Source organism: Roseateles sp. P5_E8 (assembly GCF_054177665.1).
On sequence record NZ_JBGCUM010000010.1, the window covers coordinates 49,185 to 72,217 of the forward strand.

Annotated in this window: 23 protein-coding genes; 5 read left to right on the plus strand and 18 right to left on the minus strand. The window is 68.8% G+C overall.

The window, feature by feature from the left end:
- Window positions 1–144: 144 nt before the first annotated feature.
- The 11 genes from ACXRVZ_RS08320 to kefF form a co-directional block, all read right to left on the minus strand.
- Window positions 145–576 carry a DUF1841 family protein gene (locus ACXRVZ_RS08320; RefSeq protein ID WP_457423826.1) on the minus strand — a complete coding sequence of 144 codons (432 nt, stop codon included), beginning with the start codon at window positions 574–576 and terminating at the stop codon, window positions 145–147.
- A 27-nt stretch (window positions 577–603) separates the two neighbouring features.
- Window positions 604–1,884 (minus strand): adenylosuccinate synthetase, encoded by a 1,281-nt coding sequence (locus ACXRVZ_RS08325; protein ID WP_457423824.1) that lies wholly within the window; start codon window positions 1,882–1,884, stop codon window positions 604–606.
- Complete coding sequence (locus ACXRVZ_RS08330; RefSeq protein WP_457423822.1) at window positions 1,877–2,857, minus strand: VWA domain-containing protein; 981 nt, start codon at window positions 2,855–2,857, stop codon at window positions 1,877–1,879. Before ACXRVZ_RS08330 ends, ACXRVZ_RS08325 begins: the two co-directional genes overlap by 8 nt.
- A 24-nt stretch (window positions 2,858–2,881) precedes the next feature.
- On the minus strand, window positions 2,882–3,823 hold the full coding sequence (locus ACXRVZ_RS08335; protein WP_457423820.1) for a protein kinase family protein: 942 nt from the start codon (window positions 3,821–3,823) through the stop codon (window positions 2,882–2,884).
- A 60-nt stretch (window positions 3,824–3,883) separates the two neighbouring features.
- Window positions 3,884–4,729, minus strand: coding sequence for a hypothetical protein (locus tag ACXRVZ_RS08340; protein ID WP_457423818.1), 846 nt, complete (start codon window positions 4,727–4,729; stop codon window positions 3,884–3,886).
- A gap of 114 nt (window positions 4,730–4,843) precedes the next feature.
- A complete protein-coding gene (locus ACXRVZ_RS08345; RefSeq protein WP_457423816.1) occupies window positions 4,844–6,412 on the minus strand; it encodes a hypothetical protein in 1,569 nt (522 codons plus the stop codon).
- 13 nt (window positions 6,413–6,425) lie between these two features.
- A complete protein-coding gene (locus ACXRVZ_RS08350) occupies window positions 6,426–8,339 on the minus strand; it encodes a hypothetical protein (protein ID WP_457423814.1) in 1,914 nt (637 codons plus the stop codon).
- 153 nt (window positions 8,340–8,492) lie between these two features.
- Window positions 8,493–10,400 (minus strand): protein kinase domain-containing protein, encoded by a 1,908-nt coding sequence (locus tag ACXRVZ_RS08355; protein ID WP_457423812.1) that lies wholly within the window; start codon window positions 10,398–10,400, stop codon window positions 8,493–8,495.
- A complete protein-coding gene (locus tag ACXRVZ_RS08360; protein ID WP_457423810.1) occupies window positions 10,393–10,959 on the minus strand; it encodes an ECF-type sigma factor in 567 nt (188 codons plus the stop codon). The genes ACXRVZ_RS08355 and ACXRVZ_RS08360 overlap by 8 nt, the downstream gene beginning before the upstream one ends.
- Window positions 10,956–12,809 carry a glutathione-regulated potassium-efflux system protein KefC gene (gene kefC, locus ACXRVZ_RS08365; protein WP_458232289.1) on the minus strand — a complete coding sequence of 618 codons (1,854 nt, stop codon included), beginning with the start codon at window positions 12,807–12,809 and terminating at the stop codon, window positions 10,956–10,958. Before kefC ends, ACXRVZ_RS08360 begins: the two co-directional genes overlap by 4 nt.
- Window positions 12,806–13,459 (minus strand): glutathione-regulated potassium-efflux system oxidoreductase KefF, encoded by a 654-nt coding sequence (gene kefF, locus ACXRVZ_RS08370; RefSeq protein WP_457423806.1) that lies wholly within the window; start codon window positions 13,457–13,459, stop codon window positions 12,806–12,808. Before kefF ends, kefC begins: the two co-directional genes overlap by 4 nt.
- A 51-nt stretch (window positions 13,460–13,510) precedes the next feature.
- Here kefF and ACXRVZ_RS08375 point away from each other — a divergent pair, with 51 nt between their 5' ends.
- Together ACXRVZ_RS08375 and ACXRVZ_RS08380 are read left to right on the plus strand one after the other, a co-directional pair.
- Entirely contained in the window at window positions 13,511–13,966 is a 456-nt protein-coding gene (locus ACXRVZ_RS08375; protein ID WP_457423804.1) for a MaoC family dehydratase, read from the plus strand.
- Window positions 13,967–14,016: 50 nt separating this feature from the next.
- Window positions 14,017–14,922, plus strand: a complete 906-nt coding sequence (locus ACXRVZ_RS08380; protein WP_457423802.1) for a DUF808 domain-containing protein — start codon at window positions 14,017–14,019, stop codon at window positions 14,920–14,922.
- Between the two features lie 6 nt (window positions 14,923–14,928).
- Here ACXRVZ_RS08380 and ACXRVZ_RS08385 read toward each other — a convergent pair whose 3' ends face one another.
- The 6 genes from ACXRVZ_RS08385 to ACXRVZ_RS08410 all read right to left on the minus strand — a co-directional run bounded on the left by ACXRVZ_RS08385 (window position 14,929) and on the right by ACXRVZ_RS08410 (window position 20,078).
- The gene (locus ACXRVZ_RS08385) at window positions 14,929–15,747 is read right to left on the minus strand and encodes a hypothetical protein (protein ID WP_457423800.1); all 819 of its coding nucleotides are present in this window, start codon (window positions 15,745–15,747) and stop codon (window positions 14,929–14,931) included.
- Between the two features lie 119 nt (window positions 15,748–15,866).
- Entirely contained in the window at window positions 15,867–16,712 is an 846-nt protein-coding gene (locus ACXRVZ_RS08390; protein WP_457423798.1) for a segregation and condensation protein A, read from the minus strand.
- Between the two features lie 9 nt (window positions 16,713–16,721).
- A complete protein-coding gene (locus ACXRVZ_RS08395) occupies window positions 16,722–16,925 on the minus strand; it encodes a DUF3460 family protein (protein ID WP_457423796.1) in 204 nt (67 codons plus the stop codon).
- A 28-nt stretch (window positions 16,926–16,953) separates the two neighbouring features.
- Window positions 16,954–17,682: a YoaK family protein gene (locus ACXRVZ_RS08400; protein WP_457423794.1), complete on the minus strand. Its 729-nt coding sequence runs from the start codon at window positions 17,680–17,682 to the stop codon at window positions 16,954–16,956.
- A gap of 77 nt (window positions 17,683–17,759) precedes the next feature.
- The gene (gene metG, locus ACXRVZ_RS08405) at window positions 17,760–19,853 is read right to left on the minus strand and encodes a methionine--tRNA ligase (protein ID WP_457423792.1); all 2,094 of its coding nucleotides are present in this window, start codon (window positions 19,851–19,853) and stop codon (window positions 17,760–17,762) included.
- 42 nt (window positions 19,854–19,895) lie between these two features.
- Window positions 19,896–20,078 (minus strand): hypothetical protein, encoded by a 183-nt coding sequence (locus tag ACXRVZ_RS08410; RefSeq protein WP_457423790.1) that lies wholly within the window; start codon window positions 20,076–20,078, stop codon window positions 19,896–19,898.
- A 594-nt stretch (window positions 20,079–20,672) separates the two neighbouring features.
- Between ACXRVZ_RS08410 and minC the strand changes: the two genes are divergently transcribed.
- The 3 genes from minC to minE are packed head-to-tail and all read left to right on the plus strand — an operon-like array spanning window position 20,673 to window position 22,641.
- Window positions 20,673–21,500: a septum site-determining protein MinC gene (gene minC, locus ACXRVZ_RS08415; protein WP_457423788.1), complete on the plus strand. Its 828-nt coding sequence runs from the start codon at window positions 20,673–20,675 to the stop codon at window positions 21,498–21,500.
- Window positions 21,501–21,545: 45 nt separating this feature from the next.
- Window positions 21,546–22,361: a septum site-determining protein MinD gene (gene minD / locus ACXRVZ_RS08420; RefSeq protein ID WP_458232290.1), complete on the plus strand. Its 816-nt coding sequence runs from the start codon at window positions 21,546–21,548 to the stop codon at window positions 22,359–22,361.
- A gap of 13 nt (window positions 22,362–22,374) precedes the next feature.
- On the plus strand, window positions 22,375–22,641 hold the full coding sequence (gene minE / locus ACXRVZ_RS08425) for a cell division topological specificity factor MinE (protein WP_457423784.1): 267 nt from the start codon (window positions 22,375–22,377) through the stop codon (window positions 22,639–22,641).
- Here minE and ACXRVZ_RS08430 read toward each other — a convergent pair.
- Complete coding sequence (locus ACXRVZ_RS08430) at window positions 22,638–22,886, minus strand: VF530 family protein (RefSeq protein ID WP_457423782.1); 249 nt, start codon at window positions 22,884–22,886, stop codon at window positions 22,638–22,640. The genes minE and ACXRVZ_RS08430 overlap by 4 nt on opposite strands.
- Between the last annotated feature and the right edge of the window lie 147 nt (window positions 22,887–23,033).

A 23,033-nucleotide genomic window follows, 5' to 3' on the forward strand; every position in this document is an offset into this window, starting at 1 on the left:
GTAGAAACACCAGGTGCAAAGCAATGTGTCGTTTGCAAATTACAAACAATCAATATTTGGAAACTTCGTTGTGCCGATAAACGACGCAATCACGGATGCTCCGGCAGCCTGCCGGGTGATCGCGCAGTCAGCGGCTGTCTGCGCTCAGCGAGTCGCCGCCTGGCGCACCTTGTCCAGGTAGGCGTGGCCGTCCGGCGGCAGGCCGCTGCGCTGCGAGGCCCAGATCATTTCGCCCAGAGCCTCCATGGCCACGTGATGCGCTTCGTGGCGCGAATTGCGCCGAGCGCTCAGCAGGTCGACGGCCTGGCGTATGCCCGAGGGTTGGTCGATGGCGTGCTGTTCGGTGATCGTCAGGTGCATGGACAGGTGCAGGAAGGGGTTGGTGCGGCCTTCCTCGACCGTGTAGACCTTCTCCAGCGCGCCGGCTTCGTCGGCCAGGTCCTCGTGGTACTCCGGGTGCTCGGCGATCCAGTCGGCCGCGATGGCTTCCATCGGGATCAGCGGCGCGCCATCGCGCCATTTGCGGTAGGTGGCGCAAAAGAAGCGCCGGACTTCGAGCTGGGACGGGGCAAACATGGCCGCAATTGTCGCCGTCGGGCGAAATCAGCCGGGCGGTGGGCCCATCCAGGTGACGTGCTCGTGCGTAGCTCCGTCGGAGCAGGCCGCCACGCGCGTGCCGGTGGCCTGCTGCAGCCGCTCCAGCAGCGTGTCGCGGTCCAGCAGGCCGGGTTCGTAGACCGGCGTCACGTCGGTCAGAGCCCCTGAAGGCAAGGTCTCCACCGTGCTGCCATCCGCCGTGCGGTAGCCAGAGCACCATCGCAAGCCGGCCGGTACGTTGAGCAATGCGTCCAGGTGGCTGACGAGCAGGCCGTCCAGCGGCCCGCAGGCTGTGGCGGCGTGGTGCAGCAGCAGGCCGTCCGGGTGGCCTCGGCGAAAGCGGCCCTGCCAGCCATCGTCCCTGTTGTGCGGCTCGGGCAGGCGGTCCAGGTCGGCGTCCCACGTGGGCAGCGGGCCGGCGCCGTGGCGGGTCAGGTAGCTGCGCACGATGCCGTAGCGACGCAGCGGTGAGCCCAGCCCCAGATCCGCCAGCACGTCCTGCGCGGCGGCGGGCGTGACGCGGCTCCAGGTCGTGTGCGGGTGAAAGCCGTGGTCTTCGTCCAGCAGCACGCCTTGGGCGCCTTCAAGGACGACGCTGCCGGGCTGGTTCAGCCGCTGGGCGATGGCCTCGGGCGAGCGACCGGGCGCGAGTCGCCAGGCTTCATGGGCCTGGACCAGCCAGCGCTCGGCCAGACCGTCGTCGTGCAGCGCCGCCCAATCGCCCTGAGCGGGCGGGCAGGGTGGCTGCGGCCACTGGCTGCGCAGCCAGGCCTGTTGATCCCGCAGGCGAGCCAGGGCGCGCGCCGGCTGGGCCAGGTCGGCATACCGCAGGCCGAGCTCGGGCCGGTCCAGCGACAAGGCCACCGTCTCACCAAAACCCACGCCGCAGCTGCCGTGCGCCGCCGCGCCGCGTGCCCATTCGCGCAGGCGGCCGGCGGCTTGCAGGAAGGGCGTGGTGACGCGACAGCGGGCGTCTATCAGCAGCCGCGCCCAGGCGTCTTGCACGCCCAGCGCGATCAGCGCGCGCGCCTCCTGCAGCAGCGCGCCGGGGTGGACGACGACGGGCTCGGCCAGCACCGTCGCCACGCCGGGCACGAAACTGCCGGCGCCCCACTGCGAGAAGGTGTGGTGGCGCCCATCCGGCAGCACGACGTTGTGGCCTGCCTGCGCGCCGCCGTTGAAGCGCACCACCGTGTGGGCGCCGCTGGCGCGCACCCAGGCGTCGACGAACTTGCCCTTGCCGGCGTCGCCGAAGCCGAGGTCGACGAGGGCGATGAATTCACCCAAACAGCTTCTTCCACCAGCCGCTGGCCGGTGCCGCCGCTGGCCGCGCACCGGGTCGCAGCGGCAGGCCCACCGCGCCGGGCTTGAGCAGCTCGGCATAGGGCCGCAGCGAGCGCACGACGGCGCTGACGCGCTCGCGGCTCAGGCCCTGGCCGCTGAGCGCCTGGGCGGCGGCGTCGAGGTCGGCGAGGCGCCCTTCGGTGAGGCCCACCAGCGCGGCCGCCACATGGCAGGTGTCGTCGGGCGACTCCATGCAGATGACGTGATCGCCCAGCAGGTCGCGCCAGCGCGGCTCGCAGCCTTGGCGGCGCTTCAAGTCCGGGATCAGGAAGAACAGGTGGTACTGCTCGGCCGCCGCAGCGATGGCCTCCTCGATGGGAATGTCCTCGTCCAGCTTGTCGCCCAGCAGCGCGTCCACCTGGTGGCGCGACACGGCGGGGTAAGGCAGCTCGTCACCCGTCATGAACAGGTAGCCGCGCCGACGGCGCTTGACCCAGTTGTCCATGTCGGTGTGCTGGGCCAGCAGGTAGAAGGCCAGCTCGTAGCTCTCCGAGCCGGTGCCGCCGCCACCGCCTTCGAGGAAGCTCCAGGTCAGCCACTGGTCGATGAGTTCGGCGGTGGACTCGAACTGGCCGACCTGCAGCGGCGCGTTGTCCGATGTGGCGTCGCCGATGGCCATAAAGAGCACCTGCGGGTCAGGGATGGCGCAGGCGCCGAGCAGGTCCATGAACTGCGGCAGGTCGCGCTGGGCCAGGTTGCGCGGGATGTCGCCCATGGAGCCTGTCACGTCCAGCGCGAAGACGATGCCCAGCGCGTTGGGGTGGTCGGCGCTGTCACGCGACTCGCGCATGGACAGGCCGCGCGGGTTCATCAGCGGGTGGCAGCCGCTTTGCTTGAAGACCTCGTTGGCGCTCAGGTTGGCGCGGTCGGCCAGCAAGGCTGCATGTGCGGCGTGCGAGTAGTTGCCGTGTCCCATTGGGTCTCCCTGTTGATGTTGATGTCAGGCTTTGTGGGGGTCGAAAGGCACGAAGCGCGGCGGGCCGAAGTCTGCCAGCGCGGCGGCGCTGAGTTGGCGGGTCAGGCCGTCGGCGCCTTCGTCGCGACACCAGTCGCGGTCGTCGCTGGCGCGGTGCAGCAGTTGGGCCAGAGCAGGCGGGCAACGCGCGGGCAGCTCGGGTGCCGTGTCGCTCTTGCCTGCCAGCGCGGCGCGCATCGCCCAGGCCGATTGCTGCAAGTCGATGGCCGGGTCGGCGCCCTGGGCAGCGCGGCCCCAGCCGACGAGGTTGACGCCGTGGTCGGCCGGGTGGATGAGCCAGTGCTCAGGGCGCAGATCGCCGTGGCACCAGCCCTGCGCGTGCAGATAGCCCAGCAGCTCCAGCACGCGCCGCCACAGCCAGACGGCGTGGCGGGCATCGGCGATGCCGGCCGGGTTGAAGGCCAGCACGTCGGCCAGGCTGCCCCAGAAGCCGGGCCAGGCGCGCAGGGCCAGCGCGGCGTGTTCGGCCGTCGGCCCTTGCGACAGCGGCTGCGGCAGGCGCAGCGAGAAGTAGGCGCTGCCCGCCGCCGTCAGGCCCTGCAGGCGGCGCAGCGTCTCGGCCTCGCGGGCCAGCGCGTCGTTGGCATCCGGCGGCGCGAGCTTGAGCACCGCGCGCAGCCGGGCGGGGCCGTGGCGCTCGGCCAGCCAGGCCTCGCTGTGTGCACCCCGGCCCAGCGGTTCCAGCAGGCGGTAGTCGGCGCCGCGCAGCGTCAGCCACTCGCCGCTGCCGGCCGGGCGGGCGTGGGCGCGGCGCCAGGCAGCTTGGAAGTCGGCACGCTCCACCCAGCGCGTGTTGAGCGTGATGACGGCCTTGCAGTAGCTGCAGTTCACGGTGCGCCACAGCGCCTGGCGCGGCAGGCTGCCGCCGCATTGCGGGCAGATCAGGCTGCGGTGCGCCGCCGTCATCTGGCGGTGAACGAGGGACAGGTCATGCCGCCATTTTGTGGCGGCACGGCCGGGCGTCGATCAGGGCTTGCGCCAGCGCCCCCACAGCATCAGCAGGCCGCCCAGCATCAGCAGGCCCGCAGCCGGCTCGGGCACCGGTGTGGCGAAGTCGTAGCCGCTGGCGCCGACGGTGTTGAGCCCGGCGACTGATGGCACCAGCTGGTAGCCGGCCGAGTGGGCGAAATCGGTCTCGACGTAGCGGCCCAGCGTGGCGTAGTCGCTGACCGAGGCGCCGACCGCGAGCATGCCGACGACGAAGATGGTGTGGCCGACCTCGGTGTTCAGCGTGAGCTGGTAGTTGCCCGGCGCGTCGCGGCTGGCGTCCCAACTGCGGTACAGGGTCTCGCGGCTGGTCAGGTCGCCCAGCCGCACTTCGGCCACGCCGTAGGCGGACAGGTAGCCGCCGATCTCGAAGCTGGGATTGGACAGGTGGCCGTCGATTTGGAAGTTGACCGTGTAGCTGACCGGCGTGCCCACGGCCAGCCCGGCGCCGCCGACGACGATGCTGTCGTAGAACTGGCTCTGCACGCTGGCGCCGGCATAGCCGTAGTTGACGCGGTGGCCGCCCAGGTCGCAGCAGTAGGGGAAGGTGCCGGAGGCGAAGGCGCGCAGCAGGCCGACATGGCCCTCGAAGCGGCCGATGCCGTGGCCGCCGGCATAGCTGGCAATCTCGTGCATGTGCTGCATCTGCGCCAGCTTGGGGTCGTCGCGCAGGTCCAGCGTGGGCGCGAAGCGCTGCTCGCCGTCGCCTGGTGCCAGGAAGCTGGTGGCGTGCACGTTCATGTTGACGAGGAGCTGCGAGTCGATGGCGGCGGCCGGCAGGCTGGCGGCCAGGAGCAATGACAAGGCAAAGGCGCGGGCGGGCATGGGAGCTCCCTGGGTCAACGCCAACAGCGGCGCATCTCCACACACGCAATTCGGCGGAACAACCGGCCACCTCAAGTTAGGGGAGCGCAGGACAGCCCGCCCGCTGGCTCCCGCTCACTTGAGGAAGTAGTCGATGAAGACATCCGTGGCGCGCACGCCCGCCGCGTCGGCCGCTGCCGGGACCTGTTCCGTCTCATCGGAGATCACGACCCGTTGCTGTGCGCTCTTGCCCAGTGCCTTGAAGAGCGCTGGCGCAGGCATCTCCCAGCCCTTGCTGCCCTGGTTCTGCGCGGTCGCCTTGTCGAGCGCAATGAAGGCGGTGAGCTTGTCACTCGTCATCAGCGCCAGGCCGCCGACGTCGAGCGTCGCGTTGTGGCTGCAGTGGTGGCCGACCTTGTAAAAGACGGTGCGGCGCAGCAGGTCGTGCGCAGGCAGGGGGCTGCCGTTGCCGGGCAGCTTGAACGAGAGGTCGGCCCACGACAACCAACTGCCCACCTGGGCGTCGGCCACGAAGAGCAGGACTTCTTCGGTGGCGACGAACTCGAAGGCCAGCACGAGGCTAGTGTTGTTGGTGTCGTTGTCCAGGTCCAGGCCGAGCTGCCCGAAGGCGCCCAGCCAGTCCTCGTCAACGCGGCGCCATGCGGCCTGCGGGTCGTCGTAGGCGGTGGCCGCGCCGCCCATGAAGGTGTTGAAGAGCGGGTTGGCGGCGGGCTGCGACCCGGCGGTCGCGGGCAGCCGGCGCGGGATGCAGTGCTCGTCGGCGAAGGGCCGGCATTTCCGGGCGGCGTCGTCGCTGCTGTTGGCAAAGGCCGCGGCCAGGGTTTCCAGGCCAAGGTCGCCGGTGGCGCCGAGGTGGAAGATGGTGTGGTCGCGCTTCATCTGTTCGGTCACGGCGCTGGTCTTGAGCAGCAGCGGGTCCAGGGGCGGGCCGAGCACGTAGACGCGCACGCCGTCAACGCCGTCCAGCTCGAAGGGCGTGCCGCCGGGCTTCAGGAAGCGCAGGTCGCCGGCGTCCTTGCCGCGCTGCTTGAGGTAGTCCATGGCCTGGGCCACGGTGCGGTCGCCGACGGAATCGTCATCGGCGCCGAAAGCGAGCAGCTCGTTCAGGCCGGTCAGCGCCGCCGGGCACGCTGCCGGGTTGGCGCCGAGCACCTTCAGCAGCGTGTCGCGGGCCTTCTTGCGGGTTTCCTTGATCTTGCGGATGGCGGGTTCCGAGAGGTTCTCGGTCCAGGCCAGCCAGACGGCGCCGAAGTCGAAACCGTCGTTGAACACCGCACGCGCCTGGTTGAAGCCGCTGATGTGATCCTTGTGCTCATGCGTGCCCACCACCACGTCCAGCAAGGCCTTGCCATTGGCGGGCCGGCGCCTGGCCGCCGAATGAAGCACGCTGCCGCGGATGTGCTCGACGACGCGGGTCATGGAGGCCTGGTCGCGCGCCAGCGCGCCGCAGTCGATCAGCATGTTGAAGGGCGCTGCGCCCTTGCGGGTCAAGGTGAGCAGGAAGCAGTCGCCCAGGCCGTGGCGGTACATGCGCACGCGGGCGCGGTAGGTCTTGGGGCTGCGCGGAGCGACAAAGGTCGACGCGGTGGCGGCGGCGGGCGAGACCTTCCCCGCAACCTTCTTGGCGGGGGCCTTCTTTGCGGGGGCATTCTTGGCCGCGACGGGCTTGGTGGCTTTGGGCATGGTGTTTCTCCCGTCAGGCGCCGTGGCAGTGCAGGGCGGCGAAGGGCTCATCCGCGGCGCCGTAGTAGGTCGCCGCCAGGGACTGGCCGCGCAGCTGCGCTTCGCGGAAGGCGACGATGCGCGCGATCCGTTTCTCGTCGCCCAGACCCTTGCGGATGGCATACCTGACGACGCCGCCGTCCAGGTCGATCACCAGCGTGCTCCCGCAGTGGATGGGGTGCTGGCGCCCGTCCTCGCCGTCCGCCAGCTCGGTCTGCAGGATGGTGAGGAAGACCTGGTTGAGCACCTGCCCATCCTCGGTCTGGCGGCGCGCCTCGCGCAGCGAGTGGACGAAGAACTTCGGCGCTGCCCGGCGGTTCTTGCGCACGCTGGATGGCGTGCTCTCGGGCGACAGGGCCAGGCCGGTCAGGACTTCCAGCAGCCGTGCCTTGGCCATGTAGTCCCGGATGATGTCGTGAAGGCGGCGGCAGGCGGAGCGGCTTTCCTGCCAGACCTCGAAGCGGCTCCGGCAGCGGCGCAGCTTGTCCACGCTGCCCAGCAGATCGATGTTCCTCATGAAATCGGCAAAGGCCATCGTGGCCTCTTTGGCGTCCCCCGTCGGGTTCTCGTTGGGGGCTGCCCAACGCAGGCTGTCCTGCGACAGCGTGCGGATGTCCTGCGGATAGATGCCCCGGCGGCGGAACGCCTCGATGAAGGCGACGCGGTAGCCGTGCCGGTCCTCGGGCATCAGGTCGATGTCGGCGGTGATCAGCGCGCGCAGGAACTCGCCGAAGGTGAGGTCCACCGGCGGGCAATAGTCCAGCGCGCGAATGCACATGGTGAGGACGTGGCTGGCGGCCTTGCCGGCCTCCTGTGCCAGGCGGTCGACGAGGTCGGCCTGCAGCTCGCCCTGGCGCAGCACGCCGGTGCCCTCGCTGGCCAGGCGCATCAGGTCGCTGGTGCGCGAGCGGTAGATGGACAGGAAGGCGTCGAACACGGCGGCCACCAGGATGGCGCCGCGCGCATGGACCTCGGTCGCCTCGTCCAGGTCCGTGGGGTTGGGATCGTGCTTGACCCACTTCTTCAACTCGGGGCTGTAGTGGCCGATCGCATCGCGCAGGGCGCCGTGCAGGCCCTGGGCCTGGCCGAATTGCGTGGCCAACTGGCCCAGCAGGTTCTGCTCGCTGAGGTCGCCACGGGTCTTGGCGATCTGGTGGCGCAGCACCTCCGGGAATGTGAAGTGCCTGAACAGGGCCACGATGTCTGAAAAGGCCTCATGGAAGGCCAGCACATCCGGGTTCGTCGCTTCCATGAACTCGTCGTGAAAGCCGTCGAGCAGCGCATGCGCGGTCTCGTGCGCGACCACGTCATGGGACAGGCAGGTGAACACCATGCCGCCGGGAAACTGGCCTGACGAACGCTCCTCGGTGGCCGGAAAGTAGCCGAACAGCAGCGCGCCGCGGTTGCGGCTGTAGTAGGCATTGGCCATGCGCAAGGCATGCGGGTAGACGCGCAGCCGCTGGACGAAGCGTTGCGCCTCTTCGAGTGTCTCGCCCTCGGCTGGCTTGCGCTCTGCCCACAGGGCCTTGCGCCCGAGTGCCTGCTCGAAATGGTGGATTGTGGTCATCGCCGCCGCATAGACCATCTGCTGGTGGAACTGCGGGTTGCCCTCGGAAGGCGCCAGGCCGTTCTGGGCCAGGATGTGCGGGTGGTCCAGGTTGACGGGCGCGTAGAAGCAGCCGCTGGCCGGGTCCACGTCGATCACCTCCACATATTCGCCGCGGGGGCCGGCTTCCAGCGGCTCCCACGGCACGCGGTAGCGCACCTCACTGACCAGGGCCGTTTCCAGCCGCGTGGCGAGGCTGGGATCAAAGGCATAGCCGCGCAGCACCCGATGCGTAGGCTTGGCGGGTTGCGAAGCCGCGTGAATCGGCGCTGGCGCTGGCACCGGAGCAGGGGCAGAGCGAGTCGGCGTTGTCGATCTTGGCATGCGCCCTCCCAGGGGTTCCGGTCGACGCCGCGCTTCGGCGTCGGCGGCGTGTCGCACGATAGGCTCGGCGAGGGCCGCCGTCATCATCTGATCGGCGGATCAGGACGGTTTTCAGCGGGCGGAGCAGCCGGGCAGTCCGGCCTCCTCGGCCAGTGCGCGCGCCGCTGCGGCATCGCCGGCGCAGCGGCGGGCGATCAGCGCGGCCAGCGGCTGCTTCAGGAAGGCGGCGCGCAGGCCAGTGCTGCCGCGCAGCAGTTGCAGCGCCAAGGCTTCGTCCTGCGGCGCGTTGACGAGGCTGGCGCGCTGCAGCAGTTGGCGGGCGTGGTCGCTGGCGATGTAGGGCCGGGCGTGGGCGACATGGGTCAGCGCCTGGTTGACGGCGTCCAGCGCCTCGGCTCTGCGGCCGGTTGACGCCAGCAGTTCGCTCAAGGCCAGCCAGGTCGCGGCATGGCCGCTGTCGTCGGGTGCGTCGGCGGCGTAGCGGGCCAGGGCCTGGCGCAGCAGGGTGTCGCGTTCGCTGGCATCGGCGCCCTGGCGTTGGCGCAGGTCGTGGCGGGCCAGCCACCATTCGGCGCGCAGCAGGCCGCGCGCGGGCAAGGCCTTGTCCATGTCGGCCAGCAGCGCGGCGGCGGCGGGCAGGTCGGCTTCGGCCAGCAGTGGCCACACCAGGCCCATGCCGGCGTACTGGGTGCGCTCGTGGCTCAGGCCCAGGCGCGCTTTCAGCAGGGCGTAGCGGCGCTCGCTCAAGGCACGGCTGCGCCTGGCCTCGCCGAGGTAGTCGTGCAGCGTCGCGGTGATGCGCAGCAGCTCGTCGGCCGTGTCGGGGTCGGTGGGCAGCGTGGCCTCGATGCGGGCCATGCGCTCGGCCAGCAGGCGGCGCAGTGCGGCCTCGGGCTGGGCGGCGTCGGGGGCGCGGCGGTCCAGCGTCTTGAAGAGGTCCAGCAGATAGGCATTGGCGGCCTCGGCGCGGCGGGCCTCGCGGCGGGCGCTGTCGGCCTGCCATAGTGCCAACGCGAGGCCGATGAGCAGCGCCGTGGCGCCCAGCAGCGGCCAGCGCTGACGGCGCAGGAAGCAGACGAGGCGGTAGCCACGCGCCTGCGGCAGCGCGTTGACGGGGCGGTGGTCCAGCAGGCGGTGGATGTCGCTGGCCAACGCGTCGACGTCGGCGTAGCGGTCGGCGGGCTCATGGGCCTGGGCGCGGGCGATGACGGCGGCCAGCGCGCGGCTGCGCTCGGGCAGCGGCAGCAGCGCGGCCAGCACGCCACCCAGGCCGTAGACGTCGGCGGCGACGGTCAGCGCCTCGCCGCGTTGTTGCTCAGGCGCGGCCAGGCCGGGCGTGAAGGCGCGCGGGCCGGTGGCGTGCAGCAGGCGGGCGATGCCGAAGTCCAGCAGCTTCACGCGCCCGTCGGCGCCGACGAGGATGTTGCCGGGCTTGAGGTCGGCGTGCAGCACGAGGCGGGCGTGGGCGTGGCGCACGGCGTCCAGCACCTGCAGGAAGGTGATGAGGCGGGTGCGCAGCGGCTTGTGGGTGAGCGCGTCGGTGATGGGTTCACCGGCCACCCATTCCAGCGCCAGCCAGGGCTGTGCGGCCTCGGCGCCGGCGTCGTAGAGCCGCGCGATGTGTGGGTGCTCCAGGCCGATGAGCAGGGCGCGCTCTTCGCCCAGCCGCTCGCTCAGGCGCTGGCCCGGGCGCGGCAGCTTGAGCGCGACACGCCGGCCGGCCATGGGACCGTCGACCTGCTCGGCACCCCAGACCTCGGCCATGCCGCCTGCGCCGATGCGCTCGATCAGGCGGTAAGGGCCGATGTGTTGGCCGGGTGCGGCGAGGGCGGTCGCCGCTTCCAGCGCGGGCAGGTCGGCCTCGCTGTCATGGGCTCGCAACATGGCGCGCAACGGCGTTGACAGCTCCTCGGGCTGCGCGGCGAGCCAGGCCTCGCGCTCTGCGGCGCCCAGTTCCAGCGCCTCATCGAATGCAGCCGACACCCGCGGCCACAGCGCGGGTGGGATGCGTTCAGCCATTCAATTGCATCAGCAAAAAGGCACGCGCCTTGGTCCAGTGCCGGCGCACGGTGCGGTCACTCAGGCCCAGTGCCTCGGCTGTCTCGACCTCGGTGTAGCCGCCGAAGAAGCGCAGCTCCACGACGTGGGCCAGCGCCGGCTCCAGCGTCGTCAGCGCGTCCAGGGCGGCGTCCAGCGCCAGCAGGCGGTCGGCGTCGGCCTCGGGCGCAGCGGCGTCCACCATGGCGGTGTCCCAGCTCAGCGCCTGCCAATCCCCGCCGTGCCGCTGGGCCTGGCGGCGGCGCAGGTGGTCGATGACGATGTGGCGCATGGCCTTCGCTGCCAGTGCGTAGAAGTGGTGGCGGTCGGTCAACGGCGAGGCGAGGGGCTGGGCTTGGGCCAGGCGCAGGAAGCCTTCGTGCAGCAGGTCCTCGGTGGCCAGGCTTGGCGCGGCCGGCCCGCGCAGCCGGGCGCGGGCGATGCGCTTCAGCTCGGGGTAGACCAGCGGCCAGGCGGCCTGCGCGGCGGCGGCGTCGCCCCGGCGGGCGGCGTCCAGCAGCTCGGTCAGCGGCAGGCTCATCCCGGTTTGCCGTCCGCGGCGTCGTGCCGGTCCCAGCCGCCGCGCTGGGCGCGGCGTTGCGCCTCCTCGGCCTCGCGCTCGGCGGCCAGCAACTGCTCGAATTGCTGACGGCCCAGCTTGGCGGCGGCGATCAGCGCGCCCTCGTCGCCCTGCAGCGGCACCATGCGGTCCAGCACCTCGATGTTGTGGCGCCGAAAGCGCATGGCCTGGCGGCGTGCGGCGTGCGGCTCCATGCCGTTGAGCTCCAGCACGCTGCGGGCGCTCATCAGCGCGGCGTCGAAGGTCTCGCGCTCGATGTGGCGCACGCCGGCCTCGTGCAGCTGGTAGTAGTGCTGCACGTTGCGCGCGCGGGCCACGACGGTGAGCTGCGGGAAATGCTCGCGCGCCAGCTCGGCAATCTCCACGCTCTGGCCGATGTCGTCGATGGCGATGACGAGGATGCGCGCCGTCTGCGCACCGGCGGTCTTGAGCATGTCCAGCCGCGTGGCGTCGCCGTAGTGCACGGTCCACTCGAAGCGACGCAGCGTCTCGATGGCTTCGGCGTCGTGGTCCAGGACCGTGGCTTCCAGGCCGTTGGCGCGCAGCATGCGAGCGACGACCTGGCCGTAGCGGCCGCTGCCCGCAATGATGATGGGCGCGGGCGGCGGCGGTGGGGCTTCGCCGCGCTTCTTGGCGCCACGGCGGGCGATCTTGCGGGACATCAGGCGGTCGCCAGCGGTCAGCAGCAGCGGCGTCAACGCCAGCGACAGCGCGACGGACGCCACCAGCGCCGAGTTCTGCGCCGCATCGATCATGCCGTTGCCCTGGGCGAGCTGGAAGACGACGAAGCCGAACTCGCCACCCTGGGCCAGCAGGATGACGAAGGCCGGGCGCTCGACCAGCGGGATCTTCATCGCCTTGGCCATGATGGCGAGCACCAGCGTCTTGCAGACCAGCAGCGCCGCGAGCAGCGCCAGCACCAGACCCGGCTGGGCGGCGACGGCCTTCAGGTCCAGCCCCATGCCGACGGCGATGAAGAACAGGCCCAGCAGCAGGCCTTTGAAAGGCTCCAGGTCGGTCTCCAGCTCGCGGCGGTATTCGCTTTCCGCCAGCAGCACGCCTGCCAGGAAGGCGCCAAGCGCCATCGACAGGCCGACGGCCTGCATCAGCGCCGCCGTGCCCAGCACCAGCAGCAGCGCGGCGGCGGTGAAGATCTCGGGCGTCTTGCTGCGGGCGATCCAGCGCAGCGCCGGGCGCAGCAGCAGCCGGCCGCCGAAGATGATGACGACAATCGCACCGATGGCCTTGCCTGCCGCGAGCCAGGTCTTGCCATCGCCGTCGTCATGCGCGCCGCTGAGCGCCAGGATGGGCACCAGGGCCAGCACGGGGATGGCGGCGATGTCCTGCAGCAGCGCGACGGACAGGATGCTCTCGCCCGCCGTCGTGCGGCCCAGGTTGCGCTCGGCCATGACCGCCAGCGCCACGGCCGTGGACGACATCGCCAAGCCCAGGCTGACGACGACGGTCAGCCGCCATGGGTAACCCAGCGCCAGGCCCAAGGCGGCGAGCACCGCCGCGCAGCCCAGCAGCTGCACGCTGCCCCAGCCGAAGATGGGCCGGCGCATGGCCCACAGCCGCTTGGGCTCCAGCTCCAGGCCGACGAGGAAGAGCATCAGCACGACGCCCAGCTCGGCCACCTCGGGGATGGCGGTGGATTCCGGCACGAGGCCGAGCATCGCCGGGCCGATGAGCAAGCCGGCGACCAGATAGCCCAGGATGGAACCGAGCCGCAGGTAGCGGGCCAGCGGCACCGCGAGCACGGCGGCGGCGAGAAAAACGAGGGGCAGTTGGAGCCAGGCGCCGTGAGTCATTCCGCTCCCCCGCCCAGCGTCGAAAACATTGCCGGCCGCTCGTCCAGTTCAACGTCGTCCTCATCGCCCACGGGCGGCTCGGCCAGGTGCTCGCACCACTCGGGGTAATGCACCAGCCGCTTCACGAACAGCTCGGCATGGGCGTTGATCTCGGCATCCGTCGCGCGGTGCGCGGCGTGCAGGATCTGCGGCGGTAGGTAGTTCATGCCGCAGGTGCGCGCGGACTGAAGATAGGGCAGCAGGAATTCCTCGATGGCATGGTGGTTGTGGCCGCCCGGCGCATAGGCGTCGGCGCCGCCGCCTGTTGAGGTCACCAGCCAGAAGTCCTTGCCATGCAGGGCCGTGCCGCCGGGTCCGTAGGCCCAGCCCAGGTGGGCGACCTCGTCCAGCCAGAGCTTTTGCAGCGCCGGCATGCTGTACCAGTAGATGGGGTGCAGCATGACGACGAGCTTGGCTGCCTCCAGTGCGCGCTGCTCGGCATCGACATGGATGTGGAAGTCGGGGTAGAGGCGGTAGAGGTCACGCAGCTCCACGCGGCTGGCCACCGGCGAGGCGCGCAGCGCGTCTATCAGCGTGCGGGTGGCATGGGAGCGGCCCAAGTCGGGATGGGCGGCAAGAACGAGGATGTCGCGGGCGGTACTGTCAGGCATAGAGCATTAGGGTAACTTCGCGGCGCGACCCACCTTTCTACGTCAGCCCGAATGCGCATCTTCGACACCCTCGCCGACCTGCAAGCCCTGATCGGCCAACCCCTGGGCCACAGCGACTGGATCACCGTCGACCAGGCCCGCGTGAACGCCTTCGCCGAGGCCACGGAGGATCGGCAGTGGATCCACGTCGACCCCGAGCGCGCCAAGGCGGGGCCGTTTGGCGGACCGATTGCGCATGGTTTTCTGACGCTGTCGCTGATTCCGTACTTCTTCGAGACCGGCTTTGCCGTGCGCGAATCGCGCATGGTCCTGAACTACGGCCTCAACAAGGTGCGCTTCACCAGGCCGGTGCCGGTCGGCAGCCGGCTGCGCGGCGCCTTCAAGCTGCTGGCCATGGACGAAGTGGCCGGCGGCGCCGTGCAGCTGACGGTGGAGGTCGCCATCGAGGCCGAGGGCGCGACGAAACCGGTTTGCGTGGCCGAGAGCCTGGCGCGTCATTACCGGTGAAATAGCCGGATAGCATCGCGGCCGTTCCCACGACCGCTTTCGCTTGCACCATGGCCTCCAGCCTGCTCGTTCTGCTCGACGACATCGCCACCATCCTCGACGACGTGGCGACCATGACCAAGGTCGCCGCCAAGAAGACCGCCGGCGTGCTGGGCGACGACCTGGCGCTGAACGCCCAGCAGGTCACCGGCGTCAACGCCGACCGCGAGCTGCCGGTCGTCTGGGCCGTGGCCAAGGGCTCGATGCTCAACAAGGCCATCCTCGTGCCGGCGGCGCTGGCCATCTCGGCCCTGTTGCCCTGGGCCATCACGCCGCTGCTGATGATTGGCGGCGCCTACCTGTGCTTCGAGGGCTTCGAGAAGCTGGCGCACAAGTTCCTGCACAGCCCCGAAGAGGACAAGGTCCACCACGAGGAGCTGGTGAAAGCCATTGCCGACCCCAAGGTGGACATGGCCACTTTCGAGCGCGACAAGGTCAAGGGCGCGGTGCGCACCGACTTCATCCTGTCCGCCGAGATCATCGTCATTGCGCTCGGCACGGTGGCCACGGCCCCGCTGCAGACGCAGCTGGCCGTGCTGGTGGCCGTGTCCATCGCGATGACGGTGGGGGTCTACGGCTTCGTCGCCGGCATCGTCAAGATGGACGACGCCGGGCTGTGGCTGTCCAAGCGCCCGGGCGCGCTATCACAGGCCTTCGGCCGCTTCCTGCTGGCCGCCGCGCCGCAGCTGATGAAGCTGCTGACGGTGCTGGGCACGGCCGCGATGTTCCTCGTCGGCGGCGGCATCCTCGTGCACGGCATCGCGCCACTGCATCACGCCATCGCGCATCTGGCCGAGGGCAAGGCCTGGGCTGTGGCGGCGCTGCTGGAGAACGGTGCGAATGCGCTGGTGGGCGTGGTGGCCGGCGCGCTGGTGCTGGCCGGCGTGGCGGCGGTGCAGAAGCTGCGCGGGCGCTAAGCCGGGTTAAGACATCACGCCCGGGCGAGTCACGGCAGCCGCGATGCCCGCAGGCGCGACCTCGGGTTCGCAGCGCGCAAGATGACTCATTAGATCGGCGGTGCGCATTCGGCGGCCCAGCTTGTGACCGTGCACGCGCAGCGCCGAGCACATGCTGTCCAGTTCAGCTTCAGTCGGTCGCAGAGGGTGCAACGCACGCGCAAGCAGCGGTAGTACGGCTTTCTGCATGAAGCGCCGGCCAGACTGAATGCCTTGCCACACCACAAGACCAAGTCCGAGGATCCCGAAGATCAGAAACAACGAGCCTTCTTCGCCGGGCATGAGACCGTGCAGCGAGGCCGGCCCCACGATCAGCAACACCAGTGCCGCGACGATGGCCAATGCCATCTCCTTGTCGATGTGGGTCGTGGAGAAGCGCTCCTCGACCTTGCCCGACAGCACCATGAAGGGCTCGCGTATGAGCGCGCCACGCTCATCGACCGACAGCGAGTGCAGGTCGACGGCAACGCGCGACTCCAACGCGAAACGCTCGCTCAGCGCATCCTGGATGCTGGGATAGGTCTGCGCGATCAGCTCCGGCAGGGGCGTGCGCGCCTTTGCCACGCTGGCATAGGTGGAGGGGTCGGCTCGCAGCGTCGTGCCGCACTCGGTACAGGCGCGCTCGTGACCCAGCAGTTCGCCTTCGCCCGAGCTGATGTAGTAGACGTGACCCGCCGAGCCAACGCGCACGAGCTTGAAAGCTCTCGTCGTGCGGCAAATGGGGCAGAAGTCGGCAACGTGGCCGAGCTTCCTGCGGACGATCTTTTTCCCCCATACGATGAACATGGCGCTTTCCTCCCTGGCTTCGGCCTGATCTTTGGGGCGGCATGTTGCCAGTGCCAGCACTGGTCGACGCTCATTGCAAACCCGAGGCCGTTACCCCACGCGCGTCGTGTCAGCAGGCGCTAGTTGGCGCTGTAAGCCAGCCGCACGTAGATCGGCGCAAACGCCTCCGCCTGCGTGATCTCCAGCAGGCACTCCTTGGCCAGCTCCAGCAGCGCGATGAAGGTGACCACCAGCACGGCTTGGCCACGCGTCACGTCGAACAGCTGCTCGAACTCGACGAATCGCTGCCCTTGCAGGCGGCGCAGCACGATGCTCATGTGCTCGCGCACCGACAGCTGCTCGCGGCTGATCCTGTGGTGCTGATTGAGCTTGGCGCGCTTGAGGATGTCCAGCCATGCGTCACGCAGGTCGTTGCTGTTGACGTCGGGAAAGTGCGGCGTCAGTGACTGCTCGATGTGGATCTGGGCGCGCTGGAAGTCCCGGCCCAGCACCGGCAGGCGGTCCAGCCGCGCGGCGGCGAGCTTCATCTGCTCGTACTCCAGCAGGCGGCGCACCAGCTCCGCACGCGGATCCTCGACTTCCTTGCCGTCTTCGCTCTTCTTGGGCGGCAGCAGCATGCGCGACTTGATCTCGATCAGCATCGCGGCCATCAGCAGGTATTCGCTGGCCAGCTCCAGGTTGTGCACGCGGATCTGCTCGACATAGCTCAGGTACTGGCGCGTCACGTCGGCCAGCGGGATGTCGAGGATGTTGAAGTTCTGCTTGCGGATCAGGTAGAGCAGCAGGTCCAGCGGGCCCTGGAAGGCCTCCAGGAAGACCTCCAGCGCATCCGGCGGGATGTAGAGGTCCAGAGGCATCTGGAACAGCGGCTCGCCGTACAGGCGCGCCACGGCGACCGCATCCACCACCTCGGGCATGTCCGAAGCAGCGGCCACGGCTTGGCTGGCTTCGTCAGCCACGGCCATCGTCAAGGCTTACTTGTCGGACGTCTGATAGACGTAGGGCTGCTGGGCGACCTTGGCGTCATCGAAGTCGGCCTGGGCGGCGCGGTCCTGGGGCTTGTCCCACAGCAGCGCACGGCCGGCGCGTTGTTCGGCTTCCAGCGTGGGGCGCTGGGCCTTCAGCTGCTCGATGAAAGACGTGACTTCGGATTTGTAGGGCTTCCAGAACAGCGGCATGGGGGTCTCTCAATCGGATCGCGGCATTTTAGTCGCCGAGCCTGGCGCGCAGCCGGTCCAGGTCGTCAAGCGCCGGCACGGCGCCGAGCAGCGTCAGAAAGATGGCCAGCGGCAGCGTGGCGGCGTAGCCCACCGCCTGAAAAGCCAACGCCCCGACGAAACCACCAGTCGCAAAGGCGAGCAGCAGGCCGCCGAGCAGGCGCAGCTTGGTGGCGCTGACGTTGGCGCCCGACAGCGCGCGGCCGAGTTCGATACCCAGGTCGGTGACGATGCCGGTGACATGGGTGGTGCGGATCTCGGCGCGCGAGATCTTGGTGATCAGCGCGTTCTGCAGGCCCATCGTGAAGCACAGCACCGCGACCGCCGCGGGGATGAAGACCGCTTGCACGCCGGTCAGCCAGGCGCCCATCAGGCCGAACAGCACAAGGCAGGCGGCTTCCAGCAGCAGCGGCAGCGCGAAGACGCTGTGCGCCTGGCGCTGGCGGCCGAAGTTGACGAGCAGCGAGGTGCTGGCCGCGCCGGCGGTGAAGCACAGCAAGGCGCCAATGGCGGTGACCAGGGCCTGCGTCGTGCCCAGGGCCAGGCCATCGGCGGCGGCGGAGACCATGCCCGTCATGTGCGAGGTGTACTGCTGCACGGCCAGGAAGCCACCGGCGTTGATGGCACCGGCGACAAAGGCCAGCATCCAGCCCAGGTGGGCGTTGCCTTGCGGCGTGCGTTGCTCGGCCAGTAGTAGGCGGGCGTAGTCGGTGGGCATGGCGGGCGGCTCGGCGATGAACTGCGACGCCCCGATTCTGAGGGCGCCGCCCGGCCGGGCCACCACTCGTGCGACGTTCAGCGAACGCGCATGCCTGGTTGAGCGCCGGGGTAGGGCTCCAGCACGAAGATGCCGGGCGTGGACTTCTCATCGGCATGGCTTGCGGCCAGCACCATGCCCTCGCTGATGCCGAACTTCATCTTGCGCGGCGCGAGGTTGGCGACCAGCACGGTTAGCTTGCCTTCCAGGTCTTCGGGCTTGTAGGCGGACTTGATGCCGCTGAAGACATTGCGCATGCGTCCCTCGCCGGCATCCAGCGTCAGGCGCAGCAGCTTGTCCGAGCCTTCGACGTGCTCGGCCTTGACGATCCTGGCGATGCGCAGGTCGACCTTGGCGAAGTCGTCGATCTTGATCTCGGCGGCAATGTCCTCGCCGCCGGGCGGGCCGACGGCGATGTCGGACGCTTCGAGCGGCAGGGCAGCCGCGTGACCGCCCGCAGGGGCGGCCGGCGCGTCGAACAACTGCTCGACCTTGGCCAGGTCGACGCGCTGCATCAGGTGCTGGTAGGCGCCGATCTGGTGGGCGCCGAGCGCGCGGGCGCTGTCGCTCCACTGGAGGGGCTCGACCTTCAGGAAGGCCTCGACCTGTTGGCTGAGTGCCGGCAGCACGGGCTTGAGGTAGAGGGTCAGCAGGCGGAAGGCCTCGATGCAGACGCTGCAGACGTCATGCAGTGCGGCGTCCGCGCCCTCCTTCTTGGCCAGCTCCCAGGGCTTGTTCAGGTCGACGAACTCGTTGACCTTGTCGGCCAGCGCCATGATCTCGCGCAGCGCCTTGCCGAACTCGCGGGTCTCGTAGAGCTCGGCGATGGCGCCGCTCTGGGCCATGAGGGCGTGCAGCAGTGCCGTGCCTTCAGCGCCAGCGCCTGTGCTCAGCCTGCCGTCAAACCGCTTGGTCAGGAAGCCCGCCGCGCGCGACGCGATATTGATGAACTTGCCGACCAGGTCGCTGTTGACGCGGGCCGCGAAGTCCTCGGGGTTGAAGTCGATGTCCTCGACCTTGGCATTGAGCTTGGCGGCGATGTAGTAGCGCAGCCATTCGGCGTTCAGGCCCAGACTCAGGTACTTCAGCGGGTCCAGGCCGGTGCCGCGGCTCTTGCTCATCTTCTCGCCGCCGTTGACGGTCATGAAGCCGTGCACGTAGACATGATTCGGTGTCTTGCGGCCGCTGAAATGCAGCATGGCCGGCCAGAACAGCGTGTGGAAGTAGGTGATGTCCTTGCCGATGAAGTGGATCTGCTCCACGGTGTCATCGGCCATGAACGAATCAAAGTCCTTGCCCAGCTTGCCGAAGTAGTTCTTTAGCGACGCCAAGTAGCCGACGGGTGCGTCCAGCCAGACGTAGAAGTACTTGCCCGGCGCGTCCGGGATCTCGATGCCGAAGTAGGGCGCGTCGCGGCTGATGTCCCAGTCGCTGAGGCGGTTCATGCCTTCCTCGTCGGGCTCGAACCACTCGCGGATCTTGTTCAGCACCTCAGACTGCAGGCGGCCGGGCTCCTGGGTCCACTGGGTCAGGAACTCGACGCAGCGCGGGTCGCTCAACTTGAAGAAGTAGTGCTCGCTGGTCTTCATCACCGGCGTGGCGCCGGACAGCGTGGAGTAGGGATTCTTCAGCTCGGTGGGGGCGTAGACGGCGCTGCAAACCTCGCAGGAGTCGCCGTACTGGTCCTTGGCGCCGCACTTGGGGCACTCGCCCTTGATGAAGCGGTCCGGCAGAAACATCGACTTCTCAGGGTCGAAGAACTGCTCGATGGTCTTGGTCGTGATCAGCTCGTTGCGGCGCAGCGCGAGGTAGATGGCCTTGGACAGCTCGTGGTTCTCAGGCCCGTCGGTCGAGTGCCAGTTGTCGAAGCTGATGTGGAAGCCGTCGAGGTATTGCTGGCGGCCGGCGGCGATGCCAGCGACGAAGTCCTGCGGTGTCTTCCCGGCCTTCTCGGCCGCAATCATGATCGGCGCGCCGTGGGCGTCGTCCGCGCAGACGAAGTGCACCTGCGAGCCTGCCATGCGCTGGTAGCGGACCCAGATATCGGCCTGGGTGTACTCCATGATGTGGCCGATGTGGAAACCGGCGTTCGCATAGGGCAGGGCGGTGGTGACAAAGAGCTGGCGGGGCATGGGCGCGGGGGCAACAGGGACAGAACGGGACAACCGGCGATTTTAGGTTTGCGGTGCGGCGGGGTCGGTGGGGGCAGGCGCGGCGTCGGCGTCGGGCTGCGGTTCATCGGGCGAGCTGCCGTCCTCGGGCTTGCCGCTCAGCTTGCGCTGGCGCTTGTCTTCGGCCTTGCGCTTCTTGGCCAGCTCGCGCTGGCGTTTCTCATAGCTGTAGTTGGGTGAGGCCAAGTGCGTTTCTCCTGGGGGCGCCCGCACGCGCGGGCAGCAGCCAATGTAACCCGCTGACCTGGGCGGCACCGAACCTCACTTGGCAACGAAAGCTACGAGCCGCCTCAAGGAAGCCGCCTAAGTCACTGATTCGTAACACTTCCAAAAGCTATCCACCGATGCTGTGGAAAACTTTGTGGAGAACTCGCCTCCATCGCCTCCAAGCCCTTGTGTGATGCGGCTCCGCTTAGGTTGCCGTATTTTTGAGCAGCGCCGGGCGCTTATATGAATCAATGACTTAGCGATGCTCCCCGCATGGCCGGCAGGCTAGGGGGACTCAGGGTCCAAAAGACTTGACGCGTGCCGGAAGTGGGGATAAGTCAAGCTCCGGTCGACCGATGTCACGGTTCTGGATGACAGCTGGATGACGTTTGTCCCCGGGATCTGTGGACAAGTCTGTGGGCCGACTGACGACATCGCTGCTAAGTGCTTGATCGGCCGGCAATGATGTCTCTGTGCTCGAATATGAGGCGATGCCATTCGGGGCAGTCCCCAACAGGCCGTTTGAAAGCCCACGGCTAAACTCGCGCCCTTTTGAAGGGCTGGCTGGGGCAGATGGCGGACAACACGAGGGAGAACGGCGGGCGCAAGGCCACTTCGCGCACCGGTGCGTTCGAATTGAAGTCGCGCCGCTTCAGCCTGCTGGGCCTGGTGCTGCACAGCGCCGACATGGCTGAGATCGCTGCGGACTGGGCCGAGCGCGCCGGTGCCGGCGGCTTCGAGCACGAGCCTGTCGTCATCGACCTGAGCGCGGTGCCGCGCGCACCGGCCGCCGCCGCTGCGGAAGGCCAGGCGGCGTTGGCGCTGGACGGCCCGGCTCCCGTGGACCTGAGAGCGATCGTCGAACTGCTGCGCGCCAGCCAGCTGCAGCCCGTCGCCGTGGCCGGCGCTACGCCCGAGGAACTGGTGCTGGCGCATGAACTGGGCCTGGCGGATGCGGCTGACGAACCTGCCGCAGAACGTGCCGTGCCGGTTGCCGTCGAGACCGTGCGCGAAGTGGTCCGCGAGATCACCGTCGAGAAGATTGTCGAGAAGCCCGCCGCGCCCGTGCCGACGATGATCATCGACAAGCCGCTGCGCTCCGGCCAGCGCATCTACGCCAAGGGCGGCGACCTGGTCGTGCTGGCCCTGGTGAACCACGGTGCCGAGGTCATTGCCGACGGCAGCGTGCATGTCTACGCGCCGCTGCGCGGCAAGGCCATCGCCGGTGCGCGCGGCGACACGACAGCGCGCATCTATGCGCACAGCCTGGAGGCGGAGCTGCTGTCGATCGCCGGCATCTACCGCACCGCCGAGAACCCGCTGCCGGCCGACGTGGCGGGCAAGCCGGCCCAGGTCTTGCTGGATGGCGAGAAGCTGCTGATGCAGCCTCTTTCGCTGTAAGGCTCTCTGAACCTCGATTGAACTGAACACAACAGGAAAGCTCAGATGACCAAGATCGTCGTCGTCACCTCCGGCAAAGGCGGGGTCGGCAAGACCACCACCAGCGCGAGCTTCGCCACCGGCCTCGCGATGCGCGGCCTCAAGACCTGCGTCATCGACTTCGACGTCGGCTTGCGCAACCTCGACCTGATCATGGGTGTCGAGCGCCGTGTCGTCTATGACCTGATCAACGTCGTCAACGACGAGATCAAGCTCACGCAGGCGCTCATCAAGGACAAGCAGCTGGACAAGCTCTACATCCTGGCCGCGTCCCAGACGCGCGACAAGGATGCGCTGAAGCAGGAAGGCGTGGAGCGCGTGCTCAACGAGCTGAAGGCGATGGAGTTCGACTACATCGTCTGCGACTCGCCGGCCGGCATCGAGACGGGTGCGCTGATGGCCATGCACTACGCCGACGAGGCGCTGGTGGTGACCAACCCCGAGGTCTCCTCGGTGCGCGATTCGGACCGCATCCTCGGCATGCTGAGCAGCAAGACCAAGCGCGCCATCGAAGGCGGCGAGCCGGTCAAGGAGCACCTGCTCATCACGCGCTACAACCCCAACCGGGTCGAGGGCGGCCAGATGCTGAGCCTGGACGACATCCACGACATCTTGCGCACGCCGCTGATCGGCGTCATCCCCGAGAGCGAGAGCGTGCTGCAGGCGTCCAACCAGGGCACGCCGGCCATCCACCTCGCCGAGACCGACGTGGCCGAGGCCTACAAGGACGTCGTCGCGCGCTTCCTGGGCGAAGACAAGCCGATGCGCTTCACCGAGGCCGTGAAGCCGAGCTGGTTCAAGCGCGTCTTCGGCGGCAAGTGAAGGAGGCCGCACCATGGGATTCCTGAACTTTTTCCTCGGCGAGAAGAAGAGCTCGGCCAGCGTCGCCAAGGAGCGGCTGCAGCTCATCCTGGCGCACGAGCGCAATGGCCGCAGCTCCAGCCCCGACTATCTGCCCCAGCTGCAGCGCGAGCTGGTGGCCGTCATCAGCAAGTACGTGTCCATCAACCCCGACGACATCAAGGTGCACATGGAGCGCCAGGGCGACTTCGACGTGCTCGAAGTGAAGATCGAGTTGCCCGAGACCGCGCCCGGCCGCTAACGGGCCGGTCGCTCGGCGCGGGCCTGCTCGCGCCGCATGAAGAGGTAGAGGCTCTCCACCTTGGCGCGCGCCCATGGCGTCTTGCGCAGGAACTTCAGGCTGGATGCCACGCTGGGATCGATGCGAAAGCACTTGATCTCTATGCGCTGGCCCAGCTCGGCCCAGCCGAAATGCTCGACCAGCGCGGTCACGATGGCCTCCAGCGTGAGGCCGTGCAGTGGGTCTTTGGACAGGTTGGTTGGCATGGGCTGCACTGTGCAATCGGTGGTTTCAGTATTCGGGCCGAGCGCCGGGCCGCTCCCAAGCCGGCCCGCCTGGCGATGTGCGAGCGGGGCCTCCCCCGCGAGCATCGCCGTCCCCTTGGGGGACCGGCTGGGTTCGCCCGCGTGCAG

Bases quoted from the DNA above. Each gene is read 5' to 3' on its own strand.
- ACXRVZ_RS08320 (WP_457423826.1), bottom strand. From the start codon at position 576: ATGTTTGCCCCGTCCCAGCTCGAAGTCCGGCGCTTCTTTTGCGCCACC.
- ACXRVZ_RS08330 (WP_457423822.1), bottom strand. From the start codon at position 2,857: ATGGGACACGGCAACTACTCGCACGCCGCACATGCAGCCTTGCTGGCC.
- ACXRVZ_RS08335 (WP_457423820.1), bottom strand. From the start codon at position 3,823: ATGACGGCGGCGCACCGCAGCCTGATCTGCCCGCAATGCGGCGGCAGC.
- ACXRVZ_RS08340 (WP_457423818.1), bottom strand. From the start codon at position 4,729: ATGCCCGCCCGCGCCTTTGCCTTGTCATTGCTCCTGGCCGCCAGCCTG.
- ACXRVZ_RS08345 (WP_457423816.1), bottom strand. From the start codon at position 6,412: ATGCCCAAAGCCACCAAGCCCGTCGCGGCCAAGAATGCCCCCGCAAAG.
- ACXRVZ_RS08355 (WP_457423812.1), bottom strand. From the start codon at position 10,400: ATGGCTGAACGCATCCCACCCGCGCTGTGGCCGCGGGTGTCGGCTGCA.
- ACXRVZ_RS08360 (WP_457423810.1), bottom strand. From the start codon at position 10,959: ATGAGCCTGCCGCTGACCGAGCTGCTGGACGCCGCCCGCCGGGGCGAC.
- kefC (WP_458232289.1), bottom strand. From the start codon at position 12,809: ATGACTCACGGCGCCTGGCTCCAACTGCCCCTCGTTTTTCTCGCCGCC.
- kefF (WP_457423806.1), bottom strand. From the start codon at position 13,459: ATGCCTGACAGTACCGCCCGCGACATCCTCGTTCTTGCCGCCCATCCC.
- ACXRVZ_RS08375 (WP_457423804.1), top strand. From the start codon at position 13,511: ATGCGCATCTTCGACACCCTCGCCGACCTGCAAGCCCTGATCGGCCAA.
- ACXRVZ_RS08380 (WP_457423802.1), top strand. From the start codon at position 14,017: ATGGCCTCCAGCCTGCTCGTTCTGCTCGACGACATCGCCACCATCCTC.
- ACXRVZ_RS08385 (WP_457423800.1), bottom strand. From the start codon at position 15,747: ATGTTCATCGTATGGGGGAAAAAGATCGTCCGCAGGAAGCTCGGCCAC.
- ACXRVZ_RS08390 (WP_457423798.1), bottom strand. From the start codon at position 16,712: ATGGCCGTGGCTGACGAAGCCAGCCAAGCCGTGGCCGCTGCTTCGGAC.
- ACXRVZ_RS08395 (WP_457423796.1), bottom strand. From the start codon at position 16,925: ATGCCGCTGTTCTGGAAGCCCTACAAATCCGAAGTCACGTCTTTCATC.
- ACXRVZ_RS08400 (WP_457423794.1), bottom strand. From the start codon at position 17,682: ATGCCCACCGACTACGCCCGCCTACTACTGGCCGAGCAACGCACGCCG.
- metG (WP_457423792.1), bottom strand. From the start codon at position 19,853: ATGCCCCGCCAGCTCTTTGTCACCACCGCCCTGCCCTATGCGAACGCC.
- minC (WP_457423788.1), top strand. From the start codon at position 20,673: ATGGCGGACAACACGAGGGAGAACGGCGGGCGCAAGGCCACTTCGCGC.
- minD (WP_458232290.1), top strand. From the start codon at position 21,546: ATGACCAAGATCGTCGTCGTCACCTCCGGCAAAGGCGGGGTCGGCAAG.
- minE (WP_457423784.1), top strand. From the start codon at position 22,375: ATGGGATTCCTGAACTTTTTCCTCGGCGAGAAGAAGAGCTCGGCCAGC.
- ACXRVZ_RS08430 (WP_457423782.1), bottom strand. From the start codon at position 22,886: ATGCCAACCAACCTGTCCAAAGACCCACTGCACGGCCTCACGCTGGAG.